Here is a 25,149-nt window from a genome sequence, read left to right as displayed (position 1 = left end):
ATTTTTCATTAGAAAACACTTTGCTGGGATATTGCTTAATAAAATATTACATTTTATGTTTCTAGATTTTCTACACATCTCTAATTTATTTGATGAACAAAAATAAACTTCATAAAATTTATAAACCAGCTTATCGACTTTTAATAAAACGGAAGAATATTCTACCGCTTATTTTTTATTATCTTTGTTAACCAAGTAGTAGTTAGCAATATGATCTATAACTTGACCTTGAGTTGGGGCAAATCCAAATTCTCTTACAAGTTCACCAGCAATAATTTCTAAATTTAGTTTTGTAGACTTATCAATTACTGCTGAAATTTTAGTAGGATTTTTGAAAATGCTACCTGATGGAACAGGTTTTCCACGAGCCATATGTTACCTCCTTAATTAATATTTATAAACCAGATAAACTTCTTTATCTAGTTTTATTTTACTTTAATATCTTTTAAAAAGCAAGAATAAAGTAAAATAATTATTTGTTTAACACTCAACCATATATATTTCTTACGGGCCTATGATAAAATATATATGTTGATTTCAGTGAATAGAATAATGTATGTATGGAGGGCATTGTGGCAACTAAAGTATTTATTTCGTATGCGTGGGAAGAACAAAAAGAAGATGATGATAAAATAAAGTTATTTACTCAATGGTTAGCAGTTTACCTTAAAAAATGGGGATTTGATGTTTTGCTGGATTTATTTGAAAATCATCCAGGGTCTAAGCTTGATAAATTCATGTCTGAGGGCATCAATTCTTCAAAATTTGTAATATGTATATGTACGGAAACATATATTCAAAAAATGTATAACCCCAAATCAGGGGTTTATAATGAAATTACACTGTTGAAAGAAATGTCTGATAGTCCTTTTATAATTCCAATTATTGAAAAGGGATGCTTCTCTGATTTACCAGAATTCTTTGAAGGGAAATTTGTTAGCGAATTGTTATTTGATACTCCTTACTCTCAAAAGAATAAGGACAATATATTTGAGTTAATAAGTACTTTAAGAGATGAAAGTTTGTCTATTAAAGAAGTGAGTTCAGAAACAAGAATTGATGATTATTATAAAAATGTAGAAAATTTTAAATTTCAAGCAAAAACAGCAAATTTGATGAGTTTTGAATGCCAAACTGAACAGACAGTTAGTTTTCAATATTTATTAAATGGAGGGGATTTTGTTATAGGAATTCCCCCGATGAATTTTACAACTCATTGGAGTACTGCAGGTGCAAGTAGTATTTACTCTTGTAATAAAGTTCAAGAAATGTTCTATATACATAATTTTGAAGAATTTGAAGATATCGATACTCCATCGGACATAAGAAGTGATAATTTAACATCGATTAAATGGAGTACTAAATTAAAAATTGGAGATGGGATCATGTGGGTGAATTCCAACAACTATGCTGCAGTAGGTAAAATATTGGCTATTAATCTTTGTAGTGGTAATGAGTATAAAAGTGAAGTCACCTTACAGTATAAAATCTTAAACCCAATAGAGATATCTGATGATTTCCTACAAGACGCTATTATTACTGAAACTGACTAATGTATTGAATATCAACTTGCACAAAATTAAATATTCCCATATTTTTCCCATTTCAAAATAAAAAAAGATTTTTTTTAGAAACCGTAATTCAAATAAACATTGATAGATTAATAAAATCAAGATAAAAAATTCAATCAAATATTATTTTTTTGCTTGGAAATGGCACCAAAGTCATCCAAAAGGTTATTGATAAATTTTAAAAAGCTCAGATATCTGTGCTTTTTATAATTTTGTCGTGAAAATGTAAAGCAATTCAAAGTAATTATTAATAAAAAAATTTGATATAATGAAGTGGATGAAAAAAAGACAGGCAAGAAAAAATAATAATAAATTTAAAATCGTTTTCTTTACTTTAGTAGGTATAATCTTCCTGTTAGGAATAGGCATATTCATATTACATATTAATGGAACAACTACTTATGATAAAAGTGAGAGTACAAAAACAAGTTTAGTAACAACTAGTAAAAAATCGTCTTCAGGAAAGCCTGTGATTTATCCAACGATATATATCACAGGTTCGTCAGGAGGACTAACTCCCCCTGATGTTATGGTTAAGAAACTTTTGCCTATAAAAAGTCTTCCGGCAGATAAATCTTTGCAAATCATCTCGAATATTACAAAAAATTATGATTTAACAGTTAAAGGAGAAATATCAAAAGATAATCAATACCCTTTAATTGAGTTTGCAACAGGCAAAGGAACTGGTTCAGGTGAGCCCTACTCCATAGGTTTACAAAAAATGATGAATTATTTAAGTGATCACTATAATATTCCTTGGGTTAATATGGTAGGCTATTCTTCCGGTGGGACTGGAGCTATCTACTATATGATTGACACTGTTGACAACCCAAATTTTCCACCGGTGAATAAATTTGTTTCTTTAGATGGTGAATATAATGAAGGAACAAAATTACAATATGGTGAGACCCTAACTAATGTTTTAGAAAATGGTCCTTGGGTTAAAACAGGAATGTACAAATATATTGAAGATAACTATGAAAAAGTGTCTTCAAAAACCGAAATGATGTTTCTTGAAGGAGATTTTGATACTCAAAATCAAACGGATAGTGCTATTCCCTGGGCAGATAGTTTTTCAATCTATCATCTTTTTAAAAAGAACGGAAATGAAATAAGTGCAACTTTATATCCGACAAAAACCAGTCACGCCCATGCAACCGAAAATGAAATAGCTATTAAATATATCAAAAATTTTATTTATGATACACCATAAAAAAACTCGGAATTAAGATTCCGAGTTTTTTTGAAGAATTTCATAGTAATGATGTTTTTTTTGTAAAATAAAATCTAAGTGACATTCTAAATCAGTAATTTGTTGGCGTAAAATTCGCTCTTGTTCAACTAAAAGTGAAATACGTTGAATAATTGTTGAATCGCCTTGTTCTCTTAAGCGAGAATAATCTTGGATTTTTGCAAGAGGCATTCCTGTTGCTTTAGCTCTTTTGATAAAGTAAATCCATTCAAGGTCAGTTTCTGTAAACTCTCGATAATTACTAGAGTTTCGAGCAGGTTTTAACAAATCAAGTTCTTCATAATAACGAAGAGTATCGATTGGAAGTTCGGTCAGTAAAGCTATTTCTGAAATTTTATAAGTTTTAGTCATTTTTTTCTCTTTTTTGCTTGCCCTCAAGTTAACTTGAGGGTTTATAATGATTTTATCATAGAAAGCTGGTAAATAAAATGAATAAAAAAGAAATTGGTTTAAAAAATTTAGCGAAAATTGATGGAGTAGCTGCTGAAGTTGTTTTTTGATTCACTCAAAGACCTTGCACCAGACTTGAATAATCTGATGCTAAAATTTGCTTTTGGAACGATTTATGAGCGAGGAGTTCTCAATTTTAAAGACCGTGAAATGATTACTATCACCAGTTTGTTGACTCAAGGAGGCTGTGAAAATCAATTGCGCGTGCATATTCAAGCTTCGTTAAATGTTGGACTAACGCAAGAAGAAATTATTGAAACTTTTATTCACTATGCTCCTTATGTCGGTTTTCCAAGATTTTTAAATGCTATCTTTGTTGCTAAGGAAATTTTTACTGACAGAAAGTAAAAAAGTTACTGATGAATTTTTGTCATAGGATAGCTGTTACTGCTTTAGCAGTTTACAGATATGCTAGTAGTTTCATCAGTAACTTTTTATTGCTCTTGTTCAATGGTTCCAGCATTAACATGGAAAATACTCAGATTTTCAGGTAAATTTTTAAGATGATCAAGAGTAGTTGTAGTTATAAAAGTTTGTGTTTTACCCAAACTTGTTTCAATCAAATCAAGTTGACGATGATTGTCTAATTCACTCATGACATCATCTAAAAGTAAAATCGGATACTCACCAGTCTCTTCAAAAATTAAATCAATTTCTGCTAATTTAATTGAGAGAGCAACGGTTCGTTGTTGTCCTTGACTACCAAAATCAGCAACATTAATCTCATTGATAAAAAATTGTAAATCGTCACGATGAGGTCCAACCGATGTTTGATGCCTAAAAATATCATGGTCTTGTCTGCTCAATAATTCTTTTGAAAAGTCAGTTTTCACATTTTGATTATAAATGATTTTTAAATTTTCTTTACCATGAGTAAGTTGCTCATGGATTTTTTTTGCATGAACTTCAAGTTTATCAATAAAATTTTGCCGCTCAAGCATGATTTTATTACCATGTTCAGCTAATTGTCCGTCAAGAACACTTAAAAAATTTTTATCAATTTTGTCTTTATCAAATTTTAAGTAAGCATTCCGTTCTTTTAACGCACGATTATATCGCATGGAATCATAAAGGTAAACCGCATGGATTTGTCCCAGTTCAATATCCATAAATTTTCTGCGGGTAGCTGGAGAACCTTTGACTAATTCCAAATTTTCAGGTGCAAACATCAAGATTTTTAGTTGACCAATGTAGTCGGCTAAGCGATTTTCTTTGAGATGATTGGCTTTAGCAATTCTCCCTTTGGGACTTAATTGAACTTCAAGTGGAACAGTTGCATGAGCTTTTTCAACGACTCCTGAGACCTTCATTTCTTGTTGCGACCAAGAAATGAGCTCTTTGTCGTGACTTGTTCTGTGACTACGAGTGAGTGCTAAAAAATGAATCGCCTCAAGAATATTTGTTTTCCCTTGAGCATTTTGTCCTAAAAAAATATTGAGATTAGGATGAAAATCAAGTTTTAATTCCTCATAATTACGAAAATTTTTGAGTTCAATTGCTTTGAGTTTCATTATTTTCTACCAGGAAAACGTGGCGGAGCTTTTTTAGCTGGTTTTGTCGTCTTGTTTTCCGCGTTCATTTTTTTCACAATAGCTTTAACACGCGCTTCTTCAGCTTTTTCTGCTTCATGTTCTTTAATCGCATCAGCGTCAGCTTGCTCAAAAGTAACTTTTAAATCAAAAGTTGGAAATTCTAATAAATCTCCGTCACGGAGTTTTTTGCCACGACGATTTTCAGCTTCGCCATTATAGAAAATATTTCCTTCGTTTTCAGCAAGGAAAATTTTTGCTTGACCTCCTGTTGAAATTAATCCAAGTTCTTTCAAAACTTGTCCGAGTGTGATATATTCTTCAAATAAAATGTATTTTTTCATAGTCTTATTTTAACATAAATCTGAAATTTAGTTCATTGGAAATTTAGAAATTTATTGAATAAAATAAGGAAGCTTTAAGATAAAAATTATTCGTCATTTTCGTTAGGAAATCTCACAAAATTGCTTCAGTTTTTGGTATAATAAAGGTTGCCTTAATAACTAGAAAAAGCTTGATAAAATAGGAAAGTGATAGTCAATTGACAGAAATTAAAATGGCAGATGGAGCGATGCTTCATCTCATTAAAGAAAGCAAATTTAAAACAGTAAGACTAATGGTTCGTTTTCGTGAAGAAATGTCAGCTGACACCCTTGGGAAACGTGTCCTTATTTCTAATATGCTCGAAAGCACTAATGCGGTTTATCAAACCGGAAAAGATTTTAGTCGCAAATTATCTGAAATGTATGGCGCTTCGTTTACGACAGGAGTGGCTAAAAAAGGGAGACAACATTTACTTTCTCTTAATATGAGTATCGTAAATCCTAAACTTGTTGATTTTGATACTTTGGGAGCAGCAGTCGATTTCTTGAAAATTGCAATTTTTCAACCCGATGCTGCTAATGGTCAATTCAATCCCGAAATTTTCAAAAGAGAGCAAAGAAATTTATTGCATTATTTGGCCTCAATGAATGATGACCGTTCTTATTATGCCAGCCGTCAGTTGGCTAATTTATTCTTTGAAGATGAGAATCAAGCATTACCAAGTGTTGGAACGAGCGAATTGATTGCCAAAGAAAATCCAAAAGCCGTTTTTGAATATTATCAAAAAATGCTGACAGACAATGCCATTGATATCTTTGTCTTAGGTGATGTAGATGAAAAACGAATGATTGAACGATTCGCAGACTTCAATTTTACTGACAGAGCTGTCAGTAAAGAAATTTTTTATCAACAATCACTGACAGAAAGCTCAGTAGTGTCAGATGAAAAAGAGGTGGCTCAATCTATTTTGCAATTCGCTTATCAAATGCCAATTGCTTATGGAGACAAAAACTACCTTGCTTTGCAAGTGATGAATGGACTTTTGGGAGGTTTTGCTCATTCAAAACTCTTTACCAATGTTCGGGAAAAAGCAAGTTTAGCCTATTCAATTTCTTCAACTTTTGATTCTTTCACAGGTTTTCTAAAAATTGCAGCTGGAATTGACGTTGAAAATTATGAAGAAGCCAAAAGTTTAATCTTTGAACAATTAGAAGCCATAAAATCAGGAGATTTTACAGAATTAGAAGTTGAGCAAACCAAAACAATGTTACGAAATGCTTATTTTGTGGGGCAGGATTCGCCGTCAAACACAATTGAGTTAGAGTATGTAAAAGCACTTATTCCAGATAAATTTTTACCGATGTCTGAATTTTTAAAGGCCCTCGAATCTGTTTCAAAAGCCGATTTGATTAGCGTTGCAAAATCATTAAATCTGCAGGCAGAATACTTTATGAAAGGATTTACTGTGAATCAGGAAAAAATGGAGGTCAGCCTTGAAAAGTAAGTTTTATGAGAAAATAGGTGAGAGATTATTTACAGATATTTTGCCTAATGGCTTGACAGTTTATTATCTTCCAAAAGCAGATTACAATCGAACTTACGGCTTGTTCACTACAAATTTTGGTTCACTTGATACAAGTTTTGTCCCATTGGGAGAAAGTGAATTTCAGACTTTTCCAGAAGGAATCGCCCATTTCTTAGAGCATAAACTTTTTGAAAAAGAAGAGGGTGATGTCATGTATAAGTTTGGAGCTTTGGGAGCTCAAACTAATGCTTTTACAAGTTTTTCAAGGACTTCGTACCTTTTTTCTACTCGTGAAAATTCTTATGAATGTACAGAACTTTTACTTGATTTTGTCCAAAAACCTTATTTTACAAAAGAAAATGTTGAAAAGGAACAAGGAATTATTCAACAAGAAATCCAAATGTATCAAGATGACAGCGATTGGCGTCTTTTTGCAGGGCTTTTGGAAAAAATGTACCCTGATTCTCCTTTAGCAGCTGATATTGCTGGGACACCAGCAACAATTAATGCCATTACGGCAGATGATTTGTATAAAAATTATGAAGTTTTTTATCATCCTAAAAATATGAATTTGTTCCTAACAGGTCCTTTTGATATTGAGATGATGTCAGACTTTGTAAGAAGTAATCAAGCTAAAAAAGACTTTGCTGATCTATCAGAAATTCAAAGAAAAGAAATTAAAGCGAGCGAACCAATTTCGGGAGAGAGTTTGGAACTTGAAGTCGCCATGCCAAAATTTGCTTTTGGTCTGCGCGGTGAAGACCAACTTTCAAGTGACTCAATGACCCTATTTAAATATAAATTAGCCAATCAACTTTTTCTCGATTTGCTTTTTGGTAGAACCAGTCAGCGCTATGAAGAGCTTTATAATTCAGGCCTAATCGACGATTCCTTTGGTTTCTCCTTTGATTTGGACAAGAGATTTCATTTTGCAGTGTTGACTGCTGACACAGAAAATCCGCAAATTTTAGGTCAAACTTTGCAAGAAGCCATAAAAAGTTATAAAATAGATAGAGATTTTAGTGAGGAACATCTCGACTTACTCAAAAGAGAAATGTTGGGAGATTATTTTAGTTCATTAAATTCGCTTGAATATATTGCGAATCAATTTTCATCAGAAATTTATGGTGACTTAACTTTCTTTGATTTCCCTGAAATTTTGAAAGAATTAAGTCTGTCAGAAATTGAAAAATTTGCTGACCAATTTATTTCTGAGATGAAAAAAGTAGAATTTACAATTTTACCTAAATAAATCCCTCTGTCAGTAAGACAGAAAAGCTAAAAATCTACTGACAGAAATTTAAGCATATCCGTAAGGGACTAAAGTCCCAACGGCTATCCTTTGACAGAAATTAAGCCTATTAAAATCTTTCTGTCAGTAAAATAAAAGTCGCTCAAAGTTTCAGTGAAACTTTGTCAGCGCAATTTCTAAGGTGAGATAGTAAAAATCTCCAAAATAAACAAAGAACAGTGATAATTAACAATCGATGTGCAGTACAAAAATGAAGGGAGGATATGTTGACAATCAAAACAATCGGACAAGTCTTAAAAGAAAAGCGGACATCGCTTGGACTTGATCTTTCTGAAGCAGAACAATTAACTCAAGTACAAAAATTATATATCGTAGCACTGGAGACAGATGACTATAAAGCCCTACCGGGTGACTTTTACATTAAAGCTTACCTCAAACAATATGCAGAAAAATTGGGGTTGAATGCAGATAGAATTATTCAAGCCTATGATGAAGGCAAAGGAATCACAGTTGAGGATAAAGAGGATATCCTAGAAAATTATCATTTTGTGAAACCGAGTGAGCGAGTAGAACCTGAGGAAGAAGTGCCAAAAACATGGCGTCATTATGTACCAATTATTTCTTTATCAGCAGCGGCATTATTAATTGTAGTAGGTGTTTTTGCAGCGGTAATTATGAATAAACCAGAAACACCAGATTTAATAACCAATGATTATTCTTATTCAAAGAGTGAAGTTAGTACTTCTAAGTCTTCTACAAGCTCTACAAAACCATCAGAAAGTAGTACACAAGCAAGTAGTAGTAAACCTGAACCAACAATTGCTATCTCAGGCTCAAGTTCGGCAATGATTGCCACAATTTCTAATATTTCTGACCCTATAAAAGTTGATTTTTCAGTTGCAGCAGGACGAACAATTTGGGTTGGCATGACGAATTCCAATGTTCCAGCAACTGGTCAAACATTATCTGATGGAGCCAATAGTCTGTCTGCTTTAGTGACAACAGGCGCAGAAAATTCAGTAATTACACTTGGAAGTGTTCAAGGGCTTACCATTACGGTTAATGGAAAAGCTCTTGATTTATCATCACTAACCACAACTGGACCAAATAAAATTACTTTACAAATTAATCGAACGACAAGCAATTCAGCTGCTCAATAAATAAAAGTTGAGGCTTATTTTAAGCTGCAAAAGGAGAACTATGAAAGAGAAATTACCCAATCAATTGACAATGGCAAGGATTTTTATGATTCCAATCTTTGTGATTTTATTTTATTTACCAGAAGGTGCACATTTTAATGGTTTTGTTTCACAAGACCATAGTTCAGTGATGTGGGTTATCGCAGCAATTGTATTTGCCGTAGCCTCATTTACTGACTGGCTTGATGGATATCTCGCCCGTAAATGGCACGTTGTCAGCAATTTTGGTAAATTTGCTGACCCATTGGCCGATAAAATGCTCAATATGGTTGCCTTTGTTGTTCTTGTAGGACTTCATGTTGTTCCAATGTGGGCTGTTGCCATTATCATTTGTCGTGAGCTTGCGGTTACAGGATTGCGCCTCTTATTGGTTGAACAAGGTGGAGTTGTTATGGCGGCTGCAATGCCTGGTAAAATCAAAACTGCCACACAAATGTTAAGCGTTATTTTCCTTTTCATTGGAAATCCCTTGTATATAGGAACAATCCTCTTTTATGTTTGTGTCTTCTTTACCATTTATAGTGGCTATGACTATTTTGCTAAAAATATGCAAGTTTTTAGAAATGCTGATTAATCATTTCCAAATAGAAAATAAAAAAATCCAAGTAGAAATACTTGGATTTTTTTATTTGGAGTGCCAGATATGGCACGAATAAAAGAAGTCGAAAAATCAGCTGTTATAATGATTTTAGAAAGAATATAATGCTAATTTGAAACACTTGTAGTTCACAATAGAAAGGAGATTTTTGCACAAATGAACAGAAAATATTATTACAAAAAAAGTCTTGCACCCTGAGCCTAAAAAGGAGAAAAGCAAATGAAAAAATTTAAAATTGGAAGCCTCATCGCACTACTACTGGGACTGGTTCTGTTTACAGGACTAATCGTTAATGCTGATGAATTCACGGATGTTGGAGGTCTTTATGATAAAGCTGTCAACGAAAACATTATTGACCCCAATCTTTATCCAAAAGCAAATTGGGAAAAAGACGAAATTTCTACCATGCGTCCCTCTTATGAAGAATACAAAAATTATGATTCATCAATTACTTATGAATCATGGTTAGAACTCAATAACTATGGAGTTATGGCTGACACAAAAGAGCCAGTCTTACAACTTAAAACCCCCGCTGAGTCAAATATTAGACTGAGAACGGCACAAGATAATATTGACAAATTCTGTCGTGATACCCAAGCCGGTGATATTTTAGTCGTTGGTGGAGACTTTCCTACGGGAGTAATTGGACATGCAGCTATCTTAAATGCGGACGGTTATGTTTTAGAAATGCCAGGTGGGGCTAATTGGTTTTGGGGAATAGCAGATAATAATCGTCAACTCCCTAAAAGACAATGGATTACTGAACATATTAAAGAATGGACATCTGTTTACAGAATAAGAAATACTGGTTTAGCAAGACAAGTTGCTCAATATGCAGATACTCATTATTATTCTACCACTGGAAGTATAACTAAAAACATTCATATTGATTATAGAATTACCACTGATATTAAAGGAGTAAATCCGAACTATTGTTCAAAATTAGTTTGGCAAGCTTATTATTATGGCACTGGTGATTTACCGGTTATGTATGGGATAGGAAGTGGAGTTGTCGTACCGACAGGGTTACCCGCTTTATTTACCCAAGCATACGCTCCTTATCAGGTAGGAAGATACTAAACTATGACAATCAAAAAAACAATTCCTATTTTACTGACCATTTGGCTTTGGCTCTCTGCTCCCTTCTTTAGTCAGATTAGTTTTATGAATAAGTCTTTTGAACTTATCGGTAAGATGTTAAGTAAGATAAGTCCGGTTGATTGGTTGGTGCCTGTTTTGCTCTTACTAGGAATTCCCACTTTTTCCTTTATCTTCTATCTTTACTTTTATATAAAAGAAAAAAATAACGATTTAAATCTAATCTATCTTCTATTTGCCACGCTTTGCTTTTTAAGCCTTATGGTCTTCGGTGGTATTACATCAATAGGACTAGGTTATCTTTTATGATAAGGAGGAACTGAATATGTTTGTAATGACTATAGTATTTCTTGGATTAATAGTATTTATGGCAGGGATAGTTTTTCTAATCGCTAAATTGGTATCCAAGATAAAAAAGTCGGACTGACATTGAATCGAAAGTAGAAGACCCTCTTCAGGGTCTTTTTATATCTTAAAAAACTGATTCAGGACTTGAAAGCGCAAACAAATGGTTATATAATAAAGCCATATTATTAAAAGAAGGATAATTAGATGAAACAAAAGTCACAAAAATATGGTAGTTGTTTCAAAGAGTTACGGCAGTTGGCAGGTTTTAAGTATAAAGATTTAGAATCAATTATGTCTAAAAATGGAATTGTTAGGCTTGAAAATGGGACTTCAAATATTTCTTTTGAGAGGTTGGCTGAACTTTTAAAATTTATGGGTTATACTTTGAGTGACTTTATGTATTTATCTGGAGAAAGTCGAGTTGATGAAGTTTATGGGGAAAAGTTTCATATCATTCGCTACCAGCAAGGCTATCGTGATGATTTTTTTATTCCAGTTGGTGTAAATCCTGTTCGTTTGAGCCTATTTGAAAGTGGAAAAATTTTGCTACCGTATGATGTGATTGATGCAATGCTTGGGCTCATGCATATTCCGGAACAGGATTTTTCTTATATTATCAATGGAAGTAAGGATGATTATTTTGTTCATTATATCAACTGGTTGGATAGGATACAGTTAAGAGAAGAATTTGCGGAAGCAGAAATGATTCAAAATGAAGCACACAAATATGCGAATAATCAAGAAATAAAAGTTAAGATCCTTGAAGAAAATTTTGAAACTTTGAACTATAACAATGAGTGGCTTGAATTGCATTCGCAAGAAAGATTGACCAGACAATACACTGATTACCGTGTCTTAGAATTAACTGCTAAAGCTTGTCATCAAATATTAAATGATGAAGAAGTAACAGAAATTGGTGATTTTTTATTTGGAATCGAGCTTTGGCTTGAATATAGTTTAGGAATTTTGGCTTTAAATGCTTGGCAACTCCCTTACTCTTTAGTTTATGCAATAATATCAGATATTAATTTACACGAGAAAGAATATAAAGGAAAATTAATTTATCGACGTCGTATTGTACAGACTGCCGGGCGATGTGCTATGACACTCATAAGTAGAGGGGAAACCCAAAAAGCAAGTGCCTTATTATCAATGGTTCATCACTATGCAGAAGCACTTGATACACATGTCCAAGGACTTTATCGCTTTGCTTGGGCTTATTTAGATTATAGGAATGGAAAAATAGAAGGTCAAAAAGAAATGCTTAGAGTGATTGCCTTATTTGACTTTTTAGAAGTTCCTATTAGTCGTGATTTTGCTCAAAAATATTATAATCGCCATGTTCTTAATTTAGAAGAATCATAGAAGTTAAAATATTTTCTAAATCCTACAAAAGTTGCTTGCTTTGGCTCACTTTTTGCGTTACAATAATAGAAAAGAGAGTGAGTGTTGGTGAAAGCTCATAGGGTTTGTGACAGTGTTTATCGGTGATAACGTTATAATCAATCTGAGGCTCTGATTTTCTAGGAGCAAATTTAGGTGGTACCGTGCAATGATGCACCCTAGAGCGAGAAGCTTTAGGGTGCTTTCTTATGTAAACGGTATCTTTGGAATGAATGCTCAAACCCAATGAATAATCATAAAGATTTTTACTCCCAGTTAACCGAAAGGAAAAAAATGAAACTTCAAAAACCAAAAGGAACAGCAGATTTACTGCCTGCTGAAACTGCAAAATGGCAGTACATTGAAGAAATTGCTCGTGGCGTTTTCAATGATTATAATTTCAAAGAAATTCGGACACCGATGTTTGAAAGCTATGAACTTTTTAGTCGTGCAACAGGTGAAACAAGTGATATTGTTACCAAAGAAATGTATGATTTTGAGGATAAAGGGGGACGTCATATTGCGCTTCGTCCAGAAGGAACTGCCTCAGCTGTTCGGGCTTATATTGAGAATAAACTCTATGCCCCTGAAGTAGTAAAACCAGTGAAGCTATGGTATGACGCACCAATGTTTCGTTATGAACGTCCACAATCAGGACGTTTACGTCAATTTCATCAATTTGGTGTAGAGTGTTTAGGAGTGAAAAATCCAGCAGTTGATGTAGAAATTATTGCAATGGCTGACACACTTTTCCGCCAGTTAGGAATTACTGGTCTTAAACTAGCTCTAAATACACTTGGAGATATGGAAAGTCGCATGGCTTACCGTCAAGCATTGATTGATTATTTGACTCCTTTTGAGAATCAACTTTCAGAAGATAGCCGTCGTCGTCTCAATGAAAATCCTTTACGCGTTTTGGATAGTAAAGAAGCAGAAGACATCGCAATTGTTAAAAATGCTCCAGCTATTTTAGACTATCTCAATGAAGCTTCAAAAGCTTATTTTGAAGAAGTGAAAGCCTTACTTGAAGCTTTACATATTGAGTACACTATTGACCCAAATATGGTTCGTGGTTTAGATTATTATAATGATACAATTTTTGAATTTATTGTCGATTTTGATGGTAAAGATTTGACTGTATGTGGTGGTGGACGTTATGATGGGTTAGTTGAATATTTCGACGGACCAGCAACTCCTGCCTTTGGTTTTGGTTTAGGAATTGAAAGACTTTTGATGATTGCTCAAAAACAAGAAATTAATTTCATTCCTGAAGAAACTTTGGATGTTTATATTGCTGTAATGGGCGAAAAAGCAAATCTTGAAGCAACAAAATTAGCTGAAAGCCTACGTGAACAGGCCTTTAAAGTCGAACGTGATTTCTCAAATCGAAAACTAGGAGCGCAATTTAAAACGGCTGAAAAATTGGGTGCTGAGTTGATTATTACACTTGGAGAAGATGAGATTCGCACAGGTCAAATCAAAGTGAAACATAATCAAACACGTAAACAAGTAGAAACAACACTTAAAGCTGTTCATGAATCATTTGCACCGATTTTTGAAGAGATTTATGCGGATGAAGAACTTTAAGTGACTTAAAGCAGGGGTGAATTGATGACGGATTGTCCATTTTGTCAGATGAAAGATACAATCTTTGAAAATGAATTGGCACAGGCATATTATGATGCCTATCCAGTCAGTGAAGGTCATATGTTGATTACACCTAAAAGACATGTGTCTTCATATTTTGAGATGACCAAAGCTGAAAGAAAAGCAATTGAAGCACTTTTAGACTTATCAAAAGATAATTTAACTGAGAAATTTCATGCCGAGGCCTACAATATTGGCATTAATGTTGGTAAAGCAGCTGGACAAACTGTTTTTCATTGTCATGTTCATCTAATACCGCGGCATCAGGGAGATGTAAAGAATCCAACCGGTGGTGTTCGTGGTGTCATACCTGAAAAACAAAACTATAGATAATAAAAAGAAAGAGGAGTAAAATTTTACTTTGTGTACTAGAAGAGTAAAATTTACATTTATATGAAACGTACAAATTACGCGGGAAATATTACAGAAGAATACTTAAATCAAACGATTACGGTTAAAGGCTGGGTAGCCAAACGCCGTAATCTTGGTGGATTAATTTTCATTGATTTACGTGACCGAGAAGGGATTGTCCAAATCGTTGTCAATCCTGAAACAGCAGCGGCTGATGTGGCAGAAGCAGCTGATAAAGCACGCAATGAATTTGTTCTTGAAGTGACAGGTAAAGTTGTTGAGCGCGCAAGCAAGAATGACAAAATTAAAACTGGTGGTATTGAAATTGAAGCGACTGCCATTGAAATTTTGTCTACTTCTAAAACAACACCTTTTGAAATTAAAGATGATGTTGAAGTTCTTGATGATACTCGTTTGAAATATCGTTATCTTGATTTACGTCGTCCAGAAATGCTTAAAAATATCACAATGCGTCATGCGACGACTCGTTCAATTCGTGAATATTTGGATGGAGCAGGATTCATTGATGTTGAAACACCATTTTTAAATAAATCAACACCAGAAGGAGCGCGTGATTATCTTGTTCCATCTCGTGTTAATAAAGGTGAATTTTATGCTCTTCCACAATCACCACAATTAATGAAACAGCTTTTAATGACTGCTGGGCTTGATCGTTATTATCAAATTGTTAAATGTTTCCGTGATGAAGATTTACGTGGTGACCGTCAGCCAGAATTCACACAAGTCGATTTAGAAACATCATTTTTGTCAGAAGAAGAAATTCAAGATTTGACAGAAGAGTTAATTGCTAAAGTCATGAAAGATGTGAAAGGAATTGATGTCACTTTACCTTTCCCACGTATGAAATATGATGATGCCATGAACTTTTATGGTTCTGACAAACCTGATACTCGTTTTGAATTGTTACTGACAGACTTGTCAGCACTTGCTAAAACAATTGATTTCAAAGTTTTCCAAGAAGCAGAAGTTGTTAAAGCGATTGTTGTCAAAGATGCTGCTGACAAATATTCTCGTAAGTCAATTGATAAATTGACAGAACAAGCCAAACAAAATGGGGCTAAAGGCCTTGCTTGGGTTAAATTTGAAAAAGGTGAATTTGCTGGTGGCGTTTCTAAATTCTTAGCAGAATCTACTGACAGCTTTGTTAATGAATTGAAATTGACTGACAATGACTTGGTACTCTTCGTTGCTGACAGTCTTGATGTAGCAAATTCAGCTCTTGGTGCGCTTCGTTTAACGATTGGTAAACAACAAGGATTGATTGATTTCCGTCAGTTCAATTTCCTTTGGGTCATTGATTGGCCTATGTTTGAGTGGTCAGATGAAGAAGAACGTTATATGTCTGCTCATCATCCGTTTACTTTACCAACGAAAGAAACACAAGCCTTTTTATCTGCTGACGGACATAGCAAAGATTCTGATTTGAAAAAAGTTCGTGCCCATGCTTATGATATTGTTTTAAATGGTTATGAACTTGGTGGAGGGTCATTAAGAATTAATACCCGCCAACTTCAAGAAGAAATGTTGAGCGCTCTTGGCTTTAAATTAGAAGATGCAAACGAACAATTTGGTTTCTTGCTTGAAGCACTTGATTATGGTTTCCCACCACATGGCGGTTTGGCACTCGGTCTTGACCGTTTCGTAATGTTGCTTGCTGGAAAAGACAATATCCGTGAAGTAATTGCTTTCCCTAAAAATAACAAAGCCTCTGACCCAATGACACAGGCTCCATCCATAGTTGCTGAAAAACAACTGGAAGAATTGAGTATTAAACTTGCAAACAAAGATCAATAAAATTCTCGGCGCCCTTCTAGATAGAATTGGACTTTATCAAGTTTTAAAATCTATTGGCGCTGAAAAAATGGCAAATAAATTTTCGGCAGCAGTTGTTTATGCTGTCTTCTCATCATTCGCATTGAACTTTTTCTATCAGCCAGGACATGTGTATGCTTCTGGTGCGACGGGGGCAGCTCAGGTTGTTACTGAATTAGTAGCCAGAATAAGTGGTCATAATATCTTACCTATTTCTGCTTCTTTGATATTAGTAAATGCGCCACTTTTCATTCTTGCTTGGCGAGGAATAGGCAAACAGTTCACCGTTTATACAGTGATTACAGTTGTTATGAGTTCAGTTTTTATCCATTTTATTCCAGTGACGCCCTTAACTCATGAGCCAGTTATTAATGCTGTCTTTGGTGGGGCAATTATGGGATTTGGTGTTGGGAATGCAATGAAATCTGGGATTTCTTCTGGAGGGACTGATATCGTCAGCCTCTATATGCGTAAGAAAACAGGAAGAAGTGTTGGAACTTTGGCATTTCTGGTCAATGGTGTGATTATTTTTACAGCCGGAGTTCTTTTTGGCTGGGAATACATGCTCTATAGTTTAATTGCTATTTTCGTTAACTCTCGTGTTCAAGATGCAATCTTTACAAGACAAAAACGTCTTCAAGTAATGATTGTAACTAAAAATCCAGAATTACTGACAAAGAAATTAGTGAATCGTTTTAAACATGGAGTAACCATTTTACATGACGCGGAAGGTGGCTATACACATACCAGTCAGACCGTCCTCATGACTGTCATTACAATGTATGAATATCAGGAATTCAAGGATATTATTCAAAAATATGACGAACATGCTTTTGTATCAATATCGGAGAATGTTCGAGTGCTTGGAAAATTTGCAGAAGTAGAAGATTAACTGCTTAGGTTTTACATTGAAAAAAGAAAGATAAAAGGGAGAAAGCCAAAAGGAGGACTTTCTCCCCTTATTATCTGAAAAAATAAAGGGGGAAATAAAATGAAAAGATTTGCACGAGTACATTTTTTGTACTTGCTTGCCATCGCAATTGGTACTGGAATTTATGCTTTTGGCTTTGTCGCCTTTAATATGGCGAATCACTTAGCTCAAGGAGGGGTCGCCGGACTTTCTTTGATTTCTTATGCTTTATGGCATATTGACCCTTCTTATGTTCAACTTTTAATCAACATTCCTCTTCTGATGATAGGTTATCGTTTTTTAGGAAGAAGAACCTTTATTTATACAATTTGGGGAATTGTGAGTTTAGCTGTTTGGATTTGGATTTTCCAAAGGGTCAGTTTTACAATTAATATTGGAAATGATACTCTAATAGCCGCTTTACTCGCCGGAGTCTTTTCAGGTTCAGGAATCGGATTAGTCTTTCGCTTTGGTGGAACAACAGGTGGGACAGATATTCTTGCTAAGTTATTTCAAATAAAAAAAGGAATTCCTGTTGGGCGAATGCTTTTTATCTTTGACTCTTGTATCTTGGCTCTATCTTTAAGTTATGTTGACCTTAAACATATGATGTATACTTTGATTGCCAGTTTTATTTCAATGCAAATGATTAATTTGATTCAAAATGGTGGTTATACAGTTCGGGGAATGCTTATTATCACAAATCATCATGTAGAAGTTGCTAAAACAATTATTGAAGAAATTGGTCGAAGCGCAACATATTTACACGGTGAAGGAGCCTATTCAGGAACTGAAAAAGAAGTGCTTTACGTTGTTCTTAACCCAAGTGAAATACAAGAAGTAAAACAAATTCTATCGGTAATTGACCCGAATGCCTTCGCTTCAGTCATCAATGTTCATGAAGTTGTGGGAGATTTCGCTCCTAAACGAGGTAGATTTAAAGATTTAAAAAAATAAAATAGCTCATTGGGCTATTTTTTTTAAGATACTTAAGTTAAAAAGGGAGAAGTTTTCAAAAGTTGACTAAATTCTAAATTTAAACTACAATAGATTTAAACATCCTTGCCCTCGGCAAGGATATTTCATCGAAATTTTTGAGGAATATTATGAAAAAATTATCTAAGGTGCATTTTTTGCAACTTCTTGCTGTTACAATTGGTACAGCAATCTATGCCTTTGGTTTTGTTGAGTTCAACATGGGGAACCACTTGGCTGAAGGTGGAGTCGCTGGGCTTTCATTGATTGGTTATGCTTTATTGAATATTGACCCTTCCTACACCCAGCTTATCTTAAATATTCCACTTTTAATTCTTGGATATCGCTTTCTTGGGCGCCGAACCTTTGTTTATACAATTTGGGGAATCGTGAGTCTTTCAATCTGGATGTGGATTTTCCAACGGATTCCAGTCGCAATTAATGTTGGACATGATTATTTAATCGCTGCTTTGCTCGCTGGTGTATTTGCCGGAACAGGAATTGGTTTAGTTTTCCGTTTTGGTGGAACGACTGGTGGGGCCGATATTATTGCCAAGCTTTTGCAGATTAAGGCTGGGGTCGCTGTTGGGCGAACTTTCTTTATCTTTGATGCTTGTGTGATGTTACTTTCATTAAGCTATATTGATTTACGCCATATGATGTACACTTTGATTGCAAGTTTTGTGGCAGCACAAGTAATTAATGTGGTTCAATCTGGTGGTTATACGGTTCGAGGAATGCTTATTATCACGAATAATCATGCTGAAATTGCTAAAGCAATTATTGAAGAAATCGGTCGTAGCGCGACTTATTTACATGGAGAAGGGGCTTATTCAGGAAATTCTAAAGAAATTTTATATGTTGTTTTAAACCCTGGAGAAATTCAAGAAGTAAAACAAATTTTGTCTATTCTTGACCCGAATGCTTTCACATCAATTATAAATGTTCATGAAGTCATTGGTGATTTCACTTATCCACGCAGTCGTTATAAAGTGGCTAAAAAAGGAAAAAAATAGCTCTCTTGAGCTATTTTTTATTTTTGTCAGTGAAATTAATTATCTTGAAAGACGTGCGCCTTCAATTTCACCGGTAGATTTGACTCCTTCAACAGAAAAACTATCTGCATTGATTCCAGTTTTGATATTTTCCAACTGCTTAATTGTCTTATCTAACTGAATCAAGTTTTGAACATTGTATTCAAAAGTATAATTACTAATTTCTCGTTTTGCTTTCTTCAGGTGAATAATAGCTTTTTCGATTTCTTCAGTGGCTTTTGTTGTACGCATATAGAAAACCCTTTCTATTTTCGGAATTGTTTGAATATTTATCTCTATATTTATTATAACTAAAAAACCTGGAAATTTCCAGATTTCATATCGTTTTATTTGATTCCATTCACAAAATTATCGAGAATAGTGATAATTTCTGCTTGTGATTCTGCTTGATTGACAGCAACTTTTACTTTTGCTGCACGAGAAGCTCCTTTTAGGTAATATGCTGCGTGCTGACGAAATTCTCGGCTAGCAAGATTATCACCTTTTAATTCAACCAGACGTGCCAAGTGTAGTTTTGCAATTTCCATTTTTTCCGCAACTGTTGGTTCAGGCAATAGTTCACCTGTTCGTAGATAATGCTCGGTACGATGAAGAATCCAAGGGTTTCCAAGGGCTGCTCTTCCCATCATGACCGCAGTGACGCCTGTTTCATCAATCATGCGTTTCGCGTCTTCAGGAGTCTTGACATCGCCATTTCCGATGACCGGAATATTGACATTTTCGGTCAATTTTTTGAGCCAGTGCCAATTTTCTTGAGCATTTCCTGTATAAGCTTGTGCTTTGGTTCGTGCATGCATAGAAACAGCCGCTCCGCCTCCCGCTTCAATTGCTTTAGCATTTTCAACTGCAAAAAGGTGGTCATCATCCCAACCAATTCGGATTTTCACTGTTAATGGTCTTGAAATAGCTTTAGAAACAGCAGAGACCACATCATAAACTTTATCAGGATCAAGCAAAAGACGAGAACCGGCTTCGTTTTTAGTTACTTTGGGTACTGGGCAACCCATATTGATATCAATAATATCAGCAACAGTATTTGCTTCAACAAATTTGGCTGCTTCAACCAGAGTATCTACTTCACCCCCAAAAATTTGCATTGAGAGTGGATGAGGGACCCCTTCAAAATCCATCATTTCCAAAGTCTTTTTGTTGCGATGTTCAATTCCTTTATCAGAAATCATTTCAGTTACAACAAGTCCAGCTCCAAATTCTTTAGCAGTAGTCAGAAAAGCTTTATTCGTAATTCCGGCCATTGGTGCTAACACAATTTTATTTTTTATTTCGATATCGCCAATTTTCCACGATTCGTTGTAAATTTTGTCCATAGTCATAAAGAATATTATAGCAATTTTTTGAGATTTCACAAGGTTTTAAGGCTTAAAAAGTTACTGACAGATCTGTCGGTGAATTCTGTCAGTAAGTTTTACTGACAAAAAATACTGACAAAATCGTCAGTATCTATTTTTTTACTAAATAATGTAATTCAACAAATTGTCCGTAGTTTTTTGTATCAATCAGTTGAAGTTTCTCTTTGTAATTTCCTGACGGAAAAAGTGAAATTCCGTCTCCTAGTAAAACTGGGGCAATGGTAACTTGTAATTCATCAACCCAATGATTTTCAAGAAAAAGTTTGATGACTTCTCCGCCGCCAACAACCCAGATATTTTTGTCAGTATCCGCAAAATTTACTGACAGCTCTGTCAGTTTTTCTTTGTCAATAAAAACGATATTGTCAGTAGAAGAAATTTTTTGATGAGTTAAAATATAAGAAGTTTTGTCAGAATAAGGCCACTGACCGGCTTGCTCTTTTTCTAACCAATCATAAGTCTTTTTACCCATAATGATTGTATCAATATCACTATAAAAAGCACCATAGCCGTTATCACCCTCACCCTCAACATCAAAAAGCCATTGGAGACTTTCTTCTTTGGTGGCAATATAGCCGTCTAATGTAGAAGCAATAAAAAGTTTTACAGTCATTTTTCTCAATTCTATTTACTGACAGAATTTCTGTCAGTAAAATAATTAGTTATTTTACTTAAGGAGTGCTTTTAATTCATCTTCAGAATACTCATATTTGTTTTCACAGAATTGACAAATAATTTCAGCACCGTGATCCTCGGCTATCATTTCCTCAATTGGTTCTCTTCCTAAAGATTTAATGCCTTCAAGGAAACGTTCCTTACTACAATCACATTTGAATTCCAAAGGAAATTCGCCAAGATTTTTGTATTCCATATCGCCATAAATATTGTCTAACATCGTTTTTAATGGTTCTTCACTGGTCAGCATTGTTGCAATTGAAGGCATACTTTTAATATTATGTTCAATTTCGGTAATTTCTTCGTCAGTAGCATCTGGCAAAGCTTGCAACATAAATCCACCAGCAATTTTGACTGTATCTGAGTCTTCATTAAGCAAAACATTCACACCAACAGAAGAAGGAGTTTGTTCTGAACTTAAAAAATACCAAGCTAAGTCTTCGCCAATTTCACCAGTAATTAAATCAACTTGACCACTATAAGGTTGTTTAAGCCCCATGTCTTTGACCACAACTAAAAAGCCATTACCAACAAAAGGAGCAACTAACACTTCACCAGTTGAAGCTTTTTTATAGTCGAGTTCACGATTTTTGACATAACCTTTGACATGGCCGCGGCTGTCAGCGACTGCGATGATTGGCCCCATTGCTCCATCACCCAGAACTTTAACTGTAATTTTAGTATCACCTTTTTCATTAGCTCCTAAAATTTGTCCAGCAATCAATGTACGACCTAAGGCAACCGTCGAAGTTGGCCATGTTTGATGGCGTTCCTGTGCTTCTTTCACAGTTAGGGTTGAATCCAAAGCAAAAGCTCTGAAATGCCCATTTTTTGAGATTGATTTGATAATTTTATCCATGAGTCTATTGTACCACAAGACCCCAACTGACCTCAATAGAGCACAAAAATTGTCAATCAATAAATGATATAAAAGCAAGAAAAAACCTCAGATTTTCCTTTGATGTTTGAGAAAGCTTAAAAGTGTTTGTTAAGAATAAAGGATTTTGATAAACTAATAGCAGTAAATAAATTTTTTGAACATATTATTACTAAAAACAACAAAAAAATGATAATGAAGATGAGAGAGGCCTGCTATGGAATTTGAAGATTATTTTAAAAATGATAAGTTAATGAACATTGTCAGAGAAACTGTAAAATTGGTCTTTTCTGAAGTACAAGAACGTATTTCCTACGGAATGCCTGCATGGTTTAAGGATAAGAATGTCCTTATTTATGCAAGTTCTCAAAAAAAGCACTTAGGAATTTATCCCAAACCAAACTTCATTGAAAATAATAGTGCGTCTCTTAAAGAACAATACGAATGCAGTAAAGGGACCATAAAAGTCCCTTATGATGTTGAAACCAATGAACTCAAACGCTTAGTTAGTGAGATTGTAAAATGGAACTTGGGCCATTAAATTTAACTGGTGTTTTGATAATAAACTATAAAAATTATTTGTATTTGTAAATTTATGTATCCTGAAACCAATTATTAAAAGAAAGAATGTGAATTATGCGAACTGTACCACTTGGACCAATATTAATATTTATTGCTTTTTTTATATTAATTTATATAGGACTAGTCATAGCAATTATTTTAACTGCTTTTATCAATGCAGTTCGTAAAAATGAAAATGTAGATGAATCATTTTTAGATAGATTTGAACGTCTTAATAAAGAATATTTTTATACGATGTTTAAGAAAGGTTACAAGCCTAAAAAAGAAGCTTTGCCCGAATGGATTCGTTGGATAAGTAAGCCCTGAGAATGGTATTTTAAAATAATCATATGTAAAAACTTAATATAAATTAATTGAACAAATACAGAAGTAAAGGATAATAAAAATGGATATGAGAAGAGCTAAAAGACAGGTTACAGATATTGAGCTAATTAAAAAACTGGTTGAAGAAGTACAAGTCGTTCGTCTGGCCATAAATGGAGAAATTTACCCCTATGTAGTACCAGTAAATTTCGGCTATTCTTGGGATAATAATGATCAACTAACACTATATGTTCATGGAGCAAAAGAAGGAAAGAAAGTATCAATGCTAGAAAAAAATCCTTTAGTTGCTATCGAAATGGATAGTCATCATAAGCTAATCGAAGGAAATAAAAATGCTTCAACTTATTCTTACGCCTATCAAAGTTTGATTGGTTTTGGAAAAGCAGAAATGCTAGAAAATTTGGACGAAAAGAGGGTGGCATTGGAGCTTTTAATGGAGCATGCAGCAAAAGGAAAAGAATACGACCCCATGCCAGAAAAAATGTTAGAGCGAGTTGGAGTAATAAAAATTGAATTGGACTCATATACTGTAAAACAAAATATCCATCCTGAGAAAAAAAATTAGAAATTTTTCGGACTTATATTGTTAAGCTACATAAAAATGTTCTTTAAAAGAGAATGATTTTATATAAATTATGAAAATTTGGAATAGAAAATGATTAGAAAAAAGGAGTGGGAGAAATCCTTTAAAAATGTAAATGGGCGTGAGCCTAATGAAGAAGACTATGAAAAGGCTCTTTCACTAGGCTTGGTACGCGAGGAGTCTAGTGTTCCAAACTCTAATAAAAAAATAGTGCTTGTTTTAGGAACTGTTATTGTGAGTCTTTTAATATTTGCGATAGGAATTTTATTAACGATCTTTTTCTATCCCAGTCCAAAGAGTTCACAAGCAAGTTTTGCTAGTAGCACTTCTCAATCTTCCAAAAAAGAAAGGGAGTCTACAGATACTGGTTCTTCAATTGATTACAAAGATTCATCAAAATTATCACAAGAAGATCAGGAGAAACTTGAAGAAGGATATAAATTTATTGAACTTGAGAAAGAGGCTTGGCATAGACAAATGTTGCGAGATATCATTACCATGTATGCTGAACCAAAAATAAGTTATAGTGACAGTCAGTTTCAAGAAAAATATGATAGCGATTATAAGCAGTGTACAGAAACGATTGAAAACAAAGTAAAAAAAATACTCCCTGAACATTTAAGAGCTTATACTGAAGCTCATTATCAAAATGGAGGATTAGGACTTCCTACTTTTGATAATATAATAAATGAGGCAAGAACATATTATAATTCAACCACTAAAAATTGGACATTTCCTCAAGATTCATAATTTTTCAATCACAAAATAAAAAAACAAATTGACATGGAATAAGAGTTTAACAACTAGGAGTAGTTATGAAAAAAATTATCTTATGGGGTCTTACTTTTCTTGTAATATTAACACTATCGTCATGCTCAAAGAATAAAAATAGCAAGTACGATTCAGTAATTTCAGATTTAAGATCAGAACTTGCTGTTAAAGGGGATTCGAAGCTTACTTTTGATAATTATGAATGGAGCTATAAAGTCGTTCATAATGTGACAAATGCAGATATTTCTAAAGGAGATATGATTGAAGTTTATCCAAAAAAAGAAAGAGATTCAAAAAGGCTATTTAATATAAATATAGATTCACAAATGGGGGATTCTTATGCACAAAGTAAAATTATAGTCCTGCAAAAAATAGTTTCTAAAATTGCTAAGAAGCTGCCTAACGATAATTCTGAAATTACTCTAGGTTTTAAAAGTCAACAAAAAAGTAAAAGAATTGTCCCAGTTGCTCGTTCTCTAAAATCTATGGATGCATTTCCGATAAATGATTGAGAAAATAAAGTTTTCTAAGACAATTAGCACTAATAATTCGAAAAAATATAGCTTATTTTGCTAAAATATTAAAACTTGTATTAGGGTGCAAACTATAATCTCAAGATAAATGTAATCTATCATCCAACTGGATAAAATCCATTTTTATAAAATAGAAA

Annotated in this window: 28 protein-coding genes and 1 pseudogene; 21 read left to right on the top strand and 8 right to left on the bottom strand. The window is 33.9% G+C overall.

Features of this window, described 5'->3' with window-relative positions; genetic code table 11:
* Positions 1–168: 168 nt before the first annotated feature.
* Positions 169–372, bottom strand: a complete 204-nt coding sequence (locus IAE51_RS06880; protein ID WP_023889921.1) for a hypothetical protein — start codon at positions 370–372, stop codon at positions 169–171.
* A gap of 200 nt (positions 373–572) precedes the next feature.
* Between IAE51_RS06880 and IAE51_RS06875 the strand changes: the two genes are divergently transcribed.
* Together IAE51_RS06875 and IAE51_RS06870 are read left to right on the top strand one after the other, a co-directional pair.
* Positions 573–1,553: a toll/interleukin-1 receptor domain-containing protein gene (locus IAE51_RS06875; protein ID WP_242327227.1), complete on the top strand. Its 981-nt coding sequence runs from the start codon at positions 573–575 to the stop codon at positions 1,551–1,553.
* Positions 1,554–1,848: 295 nt separating this feature from the next.
* Positions 1,849–2,784, top strand: coding sequence for an alpha/beta hydrolase (locus IAE51_RS06870; RefSeq protein ID WP_033900815.1), 936 nt, complete (start codon positions 1,849–1,851; stop codon positions 2,782–2,784).
* Positions 2,785–2,796: 12 nt separating this feature from the next.
* Here the strand turns inward: IAE51_RS06870 and IAE51_RS06865 are convergent, their stop codons facing one another.
* Positions 2,797–3,174 carry a MerR family transcriptional regulator gene (locus IAE51_RS06865; protein ID WP_109991317.1) on the bottom strand — a complete coding sequence of 126 codons (378 nt, stop codon included), beginning with the start codon at positions 3,172–3,174 and terminating at the stop codon, positions 2,797–2,799.
* A 77-nt stretch (positions 3,175–3,251) separates the two neighbouring features.
* On the opposite strand from IAE51_RS06865, the pseudogene IAE51_RS06860 reads away from it, so the two are divergent.
* Positions 3,252–3,621: pseudogene (locus IAE51_RS06860) on the top strand (carboxymuconolactone decarboxylase family protein).
* Between the two features lie 86 nt (positions 3,622–3,707).
* Here the strand turns inward: IAE51_RS06860 and recF are convergent.
* Together recF and yaaA are read right to left on the bottom strand one after the other, a co-directional pair.
* Positions 3,708–4,784, bottom strand: a complete 1,077-nt coding sequence (gene recF / locus IAE51_RS06855; protein WP_010906242.1) for a DNA replication/repair protein RecF — start codon at positions 4,782–4,784, stop codon at positions 3,708–3,710.
* Positions 4,784–5,146 carry a S4 domain-containing protein YaaA gene (gene yaaA, locus IAE51_RS06850; RefSeq protein WP_012898492.1) on the bottom strand — a complete coding sequence of 121 codons (363 nt, stop codon included), beginning with the start codon at positions 5,144–5,146 and terminating at the stop codon, positions 4,784–4,786. Before yaaA ends, recF begins: the two co-directional genes overlap by 1 nt.
* Before the next feature lie 197 nt (positions 5,147–5,343).
* Here yaaA and yfmF point away from each other — a divergent pair, with 197 nt between their 5' ends.
* The 13 genes from yfmF (at position 5,344) to IAE51_RS06785 (ending at position 19,261) form a co-directional block, all read left to right on the top strand.
* On the top strand, positions 5,344–6,630 hold the full coding sequence (gene yfmF / locus IAE51_RS06845; RefSeq protein WP_200095060.1) for an EF-P 5-aminopentanol modification-associated protein YfmF: 1,287 nt from the start codon (positions 5,344–5,346) through the stop codon (positions 6,628–6,630).
* Positions 6,620–7,903 carry an EF-P 5-aminopentanol modification-associated protein YfmH gene (yfmH, locus tag IAE51_RS06840; protein ID WP_200095058.1) on the top strand — a complete coding sequence of 428 codons (1,284 nt, stop codon included), beginning with the start codon at positions 6,620–6,622 and terminating at the stop codon, positions 7,901–7,903. Before yfmF ends, yfmH begins: the two co-directional genes overlap by 11 nt.
* Before the next feature lie 263 nt (positions 7,904–8,166).
* The gene (locus IAE51_RS06835; protein ID WP_017865077.1) at positions 8,167–9,063 is read left to right on the top strand and encodes a RodZ family helix-turn-helix domain-containing protein; all 897 of its coding nucleotides are present in this window, start codon (positions 8,167–8,169) and stop codon (positions 9,061–9,063) included.
* Positions 9,064–9,103: 40 nt separating this feature from the next.
* Entirely contained in the window at positions 9,104–9,676 is a 573-nt protein-coding gene (pgsA, locus tag IAE51_RS06830; protein ID WP_012898490.1) for a CDP-diacylglycerol--glycerol-3-phosphate 3-phosphatidyltransferase, read from the top strand.
* Positions 9,677–9,919: 243 nt separating this feature from the next.
* Positions 9,920–10,780, top strand: coding sequence for a hypothetical protein (locus IAE51_RS06825; protein WP_033900821.1), 861 nt, complete (start codon positions 9,920–9,922; stop codon positions 10,778–10,780).
* Between the two features lie 3 nt (positions 10,781–10,783).
* Positions 10,784–11,107: a hypothetical protein gene (locus IAE51_RS06820; protein WP_017865074.1), complete on the top strand. Its 324-nt coding sequence runs from the start codon at positions 10,784–10,786 to the stop codon at positions 11,105–11,107.
* 243 nt (positions 11,108–11,350) lie between these two features.
* Entirely contained in the window at positions 11,351–12,511 is a 1,161-nt protein-coding gene (locus IAE51_RS06815) for an Rgg/GadR/MutR family transcriptional regulator (RefSeq protein ID WP_033900825.1), read from the top strand.
* Between the two features lie 312 nt (positions 12,512–12,823).
* Positions 12,824–14,116, top strand: coding sequence for a histidine--tRNA ligase (hisS, locus tag IAE51_RS06810; protein ID WP_004254776.1), 1,293 nt, complete (start codon positions 12,824–12,826; stop codon positions 14,114–14,116).
* Between the two features lie 24 nt (positions 14,117–14,140).
* Positions 14,141–14,509: an HIT family protein gene (locus tag IAE51_RS06805; RefSeq protein ID WP_200095056.1), complete on the top strand. Its 369-nt coding sequence runs from the start codon at positions 14,141–14,143 to the stop codon at positions 14,507–14,509.
* 60 nt (positions 14,510–14,569) lie between these two features.
* Positions 14,570–16,342 (top strand): aspartate--tRNA ligase, encoded by a 1,773-nt coding sequence (aspS, locus tag IAE51_RS06800; protein ID WP_200095054.1) that lies wholly within the window; start codon positions 14,570–14,572, stop codon positions 16,340–16,342.
* Positions 16,323–17,252 (top strand): YitT family protein, encoded by a 930-nt coding sequence (locus IAE51_RS06795; RefSeq protein ID WP_004254786.1) that lies wholly within the window; start codon positions 16,323–16,325, stop codon positions 17,250–17,252. The genes aspS and IAE51_RS06795 overlap by 20 nt, the downstream gene beginning before the upstream one ends.
* Positions 17,253–17,351: 99 nt before the next feature.
* On the top strand, positions 17,352–18,227 hold the full coding sequence (locus IAE51_RS06790) for a YitT family protein (RefSeq protein WP_012898480.1): 876 nt from the start codon (positions 17,352–17,354) through the stop codon (positions 18,225–18,227).
* Between the two features lie 149 nt (positions 18,228–18,376).
* Positions 18,377–19,261, top strand: coding sequence for a YitT family protein (locus IAE51_RS06785; protein WP_004254791.1), 885 nt, complete (start codon positions 18,377–18,379; stop codon positions 19,259–19,261).
* A 39-nt stretch (positions 19,262–19,300) separates the two neighbouring features.
* Here IAE51_RS06785 and IAE51_RS06780 read toward each other — a convergent pair whose 3' ends face one another.
* The 4 genes from IAE51_RS06780 to hslO all read right to left on the bottom strand — a co-directional run bounded on the left by IAE51_RS06780 (position 19,301) and on the right by hslO (position 22,201).
* Positions 19,301–19,531: a hypothetical protein gene (locus IAE51_RS06780; protein WP_004254795.1), complete on the bottom strand. Its 231-nt coding sequence runs from the start codon at positions 19,529–19,531 to the stop codon at positions 19,301–19,303.
* A 95-nt stretch (positions 19,532–19,626) separates the two neighbouring features.
* Entirely contained in the window at positions 19,627–20,631 is a 1,005-nt protein-coding gene (gene dusB, locus IAE51_RS06775; protein WP_012898479.1) for a tRNA dihydrouridine synthase DusB, read from the bottom strand.
* A 127-nt stretch (positions 20,632–20,758) separates the two neighbouring features.
* A complete protein-coding gene (locus tag IAE51_RS06770) occupies positions 20,759–21,280 on the bottom strand; it encodes a dihydrofolate reductase family protein (RefSeq protein WP_058224202.1) in 522 nt (173 codons plus the stop codon).
* A gap of 54 nt (positions 21,281–21,334) precedes the next feature.
* Positions 21,335–22,201 (bottom strand): Hsp33 family molecular chaperone HslO, encoded by an 867-nt coding sequence (gene hslO / locus IAE51_RS06765; RefSeq protein ID WP_004254807.1) that lies wholly within the window; start codon positions 22,199–22,201, stop codon positions 21,335–21,337.
* Positions 22,202–22,436: 235 nt separating this feature from the next.
* Between hslO and IAE51_RS06760 the strand changes: the two genes are divergently transcribed.
* The 5 genes from IAE51_RS06760 to IAE51_RS06740 all read left to right on the top strand — a co-directional run bounded on the left by IAE51_RS06760 (position 22,437) and on the right by IAE51_RS06740 (position 24,991).
* Positions 22,437–22,760, top strand: coding sequence for an iron chaperone (locus IAE51_RS06760; protein WP_200095052.1), 324 nt, complete (start codon positions 22,437–22,439; stop codon positions 22,758–22,760).
* Between the two features lie 95 nt (positions 22,761–22,855).
* Positions 22,856–23,107, top strand: a complete 252-nt coding sequence (locus IAE51_RS06755; RefSeq protein ID WP_057720407.1) for a hypothetical protein — start codon at positions 22,856–22,858, stop codon at positions 23,105–23,107.
* An 85-nt stretch (positions 23,108–23,192) separates the two neighbouring features.
* Positions 23,193–23,690 carry a pyridoxamine 5'-phosphate oxidase family protein gene (locus IAE51_RS06750; RefSeq protein ID WP_058203771.1) on the top strand — a complete coding sequence of 166 codons (498 nt, stop codon included), beginning with the start codon at positions 23,193–23,195 and terminating at the stop codon, positions 23,688–23,690.
* A 90-nt stretch (positions 23,691–23,780) separates the two neighbouring features.
* On the top strand, positions 23,781–24,458 hold the full coding sequence (locus tag IAE51_RS06745) for a hypothetical protein (RefSeq protein ID WP_200095050.1): 678 nt from the start codon (positions 23,781–23,783) through the stop codon (positions 24,456–24,458).
* A 65-nt stretch (positions 24,459–24,523) separates the two neighbouring features.
* Positions 24,524–24,991, top strand: coding sequence for a hypothetical protein (locus IAE51_RS06740; RefSeq protein ID WP_058204367.1), 468 nt, complete (start codon positions 24,524–24,526; stop codon positions 24,989–24,991).
* Positions 24,992–25,149: the final 158 nt, after the last annotated feature.

This window comes from Lactococcus sp. S64 (assembly GCF_016516525.1).
Lineage (GTDB): Bacteria > Bacillota > Bacilli > Lactobacillales > Streptococcaceae > Lactococcus > Lactococcus lactis.
The sequence above is the reverse complement of the archived record's forward strand: the minus strand, read 5'-3'. Positions and strand labels throughout refer to the sequence as shown.

What these genes read in the sequence shown, in the direction of transcription:
- IAE51_RS06880 (WP_023889921.1), bottom strand. Translation starts at nt 372, where the DNA reads ATGGCTCGTGGAAAACCTGTTCCATCAGGTAGCATTTTCAAAAATCCT.
- IAE51_RS06870 (WP_033900815.1), top strand. Translation starts at nt 1,849, where the DNA reads ATGAAAAAAAGACAGGCAAGAAAAAATAATAATAAATTTAAAATCGTT.
- IAE51_RS06865 (WP_109991317.1), bottom strand. Translation starts at nt 3,174, where the DNA reads ATGACTAAAACTTATAAAATTTCAGAAATAGCTTTACTGACCGAACTT.
- recF (WP_010906242.1), bottom strand. Translation starts at nt 4,784, where the DNA reads ATGAAACTCAAAGCAATTGAACTCAAAAATTTTCGTAATTATGAGGAA.
- yaaA (WP_012898492.1), bottom strand. Translation starts at nt 5,146, where the DNA reads ATGAAAAAATACATTTTATTTGAAGAATATATCACACTCGGACAAGTT.
- IAE51_RS06835 (WP_017865077.1), top strand. Translation starts at nt 8,167, where the DNA reads ATGTTGACAATCAAAACAATCGGACAAGTCTTAAAAGAAAAGCGGACA.
- pgsA (WP_012898490.1), top strand. Translation starts at nt 9,104, where the DNA reads ATGAAAGAGAAATTACCCAATCAATTGACAATGGCAAGGATTTTTATG.
- IAE51_RS06825 (WP_033900821.1), top strand. Translation starts at nt 9,920, where the DNA reads ATGAAAAAATTTAAAATTGGAAGCCTCATCGCACTACTACTGGGACTG.
- IAE51_RS06820 (WP_017865074.1), top strand. Translation starts at nt 10,784, where the DNA reads ATGACAATCAAAAAAACAATTCCTATTTTACTGACCATTTGGCTTTGG.
- IAE51_RS06815 (WP_033900825.1), top strand. Translation starts at nt 11,351, where the DNA reads ATGAAACAAAAGTCACAAAAATATGGTAGTTGTTTCAAAGAGTTACGG.
- hisS (WP_004254776.1), top strand. Translation starts at nt 12,824, where the DNA reads ATGAAACTTCAAAAACCAAAAGGAACAGCAGATTTACTGCCTGCTGAA.
- IAE51_RS06805 (WP_200095056.1), top strand. Translation starts at nt 14,141, where the DNA reads ATGACGGATTGTCCATTTTGTCAGATGAAAGATACAATCTTTGAAAAT.
- aspS (WP_200095054.1), top strand. Translation starts at nt 14,570, where the DNA reads ATGAAACGTACAAATTACGCGGGAAATATTACAGAAGAATACTTAAAT.
- IAE51_RS06790 (WP_012898480.1), top strand. Translation starts at nt 17,352, where the DNA reads ATGAAAAGATTTGCACGAGTACATTTTTTGTACTTGCTTGCCATCGCA.
- IAE51_RS06785 (WP_004254791.1), top strand. Translation starts at nt 18,377, where the DNA reads ATGAAAAAATTATCTAAGGTGCATTTTTTGCAACTTCTTGCTGTTACA.
- IAE51_RS06780 (WP_004254795.1), bottom strand. Translation starts at nt 19,531, where the DNA reads ATGCGTACAACAAAAGCCACTGAAGAAATCGAAAAAGCTATTATTCAC.
- dusB (WP_012898479.1), bottom strand. Translation starts at nt 20,631, where the DNA reads ATGACTATGGACAAAATTTACAACGAATCGTGGAAAATTGGCGATATC.
- IAE51_RS06770 (WP_058224202.1), bottom strand. Translation starts at nt 21,280, where the DNA reads ATGACTGTAAAACTTTTTATTGCTTCTACATTAGACGGCTATATTGCC.
- hslO (WP_004254807.1), bottom strand. Translation starts at nt 22,201, where the DNA reads ATGGATAAAATTATCAAATCAATCTCAAAAAATGGGCATTTCAGAGCT.
- IAE51_RS06760 (WP_200095052.1), top strand. Translation starts at nt 22,437, where the DNA reads ATGGAATTTGAAGATTATTTTAAAAATGATAAGTTAATGAACATTGTC.
- IAE51_RS06755 (WP_057720407.1), top strand. Translation starts at nt 22,856, where the DNA reads ATGCGAACTGTACCACTTGGACCAATATTAATATTTATTGCTTTTTTT.
- IAE51_RS06750 (WP_058203771.1), top strand. Translation starts at nt 23,193, where the DNA reads ATGAGAAGAGCTAAAAGACAGGTTACAGATATTGAGCTAATTAAAAAA.
- IAE51_RS06745 (WP_200095050.1), top strand. Translation starts at nt 23,781, where the DNA reads ATGATTAGAAAAAAGGAGTGGGAGAAATCCTTTAAAAATGTAAATGGG.
- IAE51_RS06740 (WP_058204367.1), top strand. Translation starts at nt 24,524, where the DNA reads ATGAAAAAAATTATCTTATGGGGTCTTACTTTTCTTGTAATATTAACA.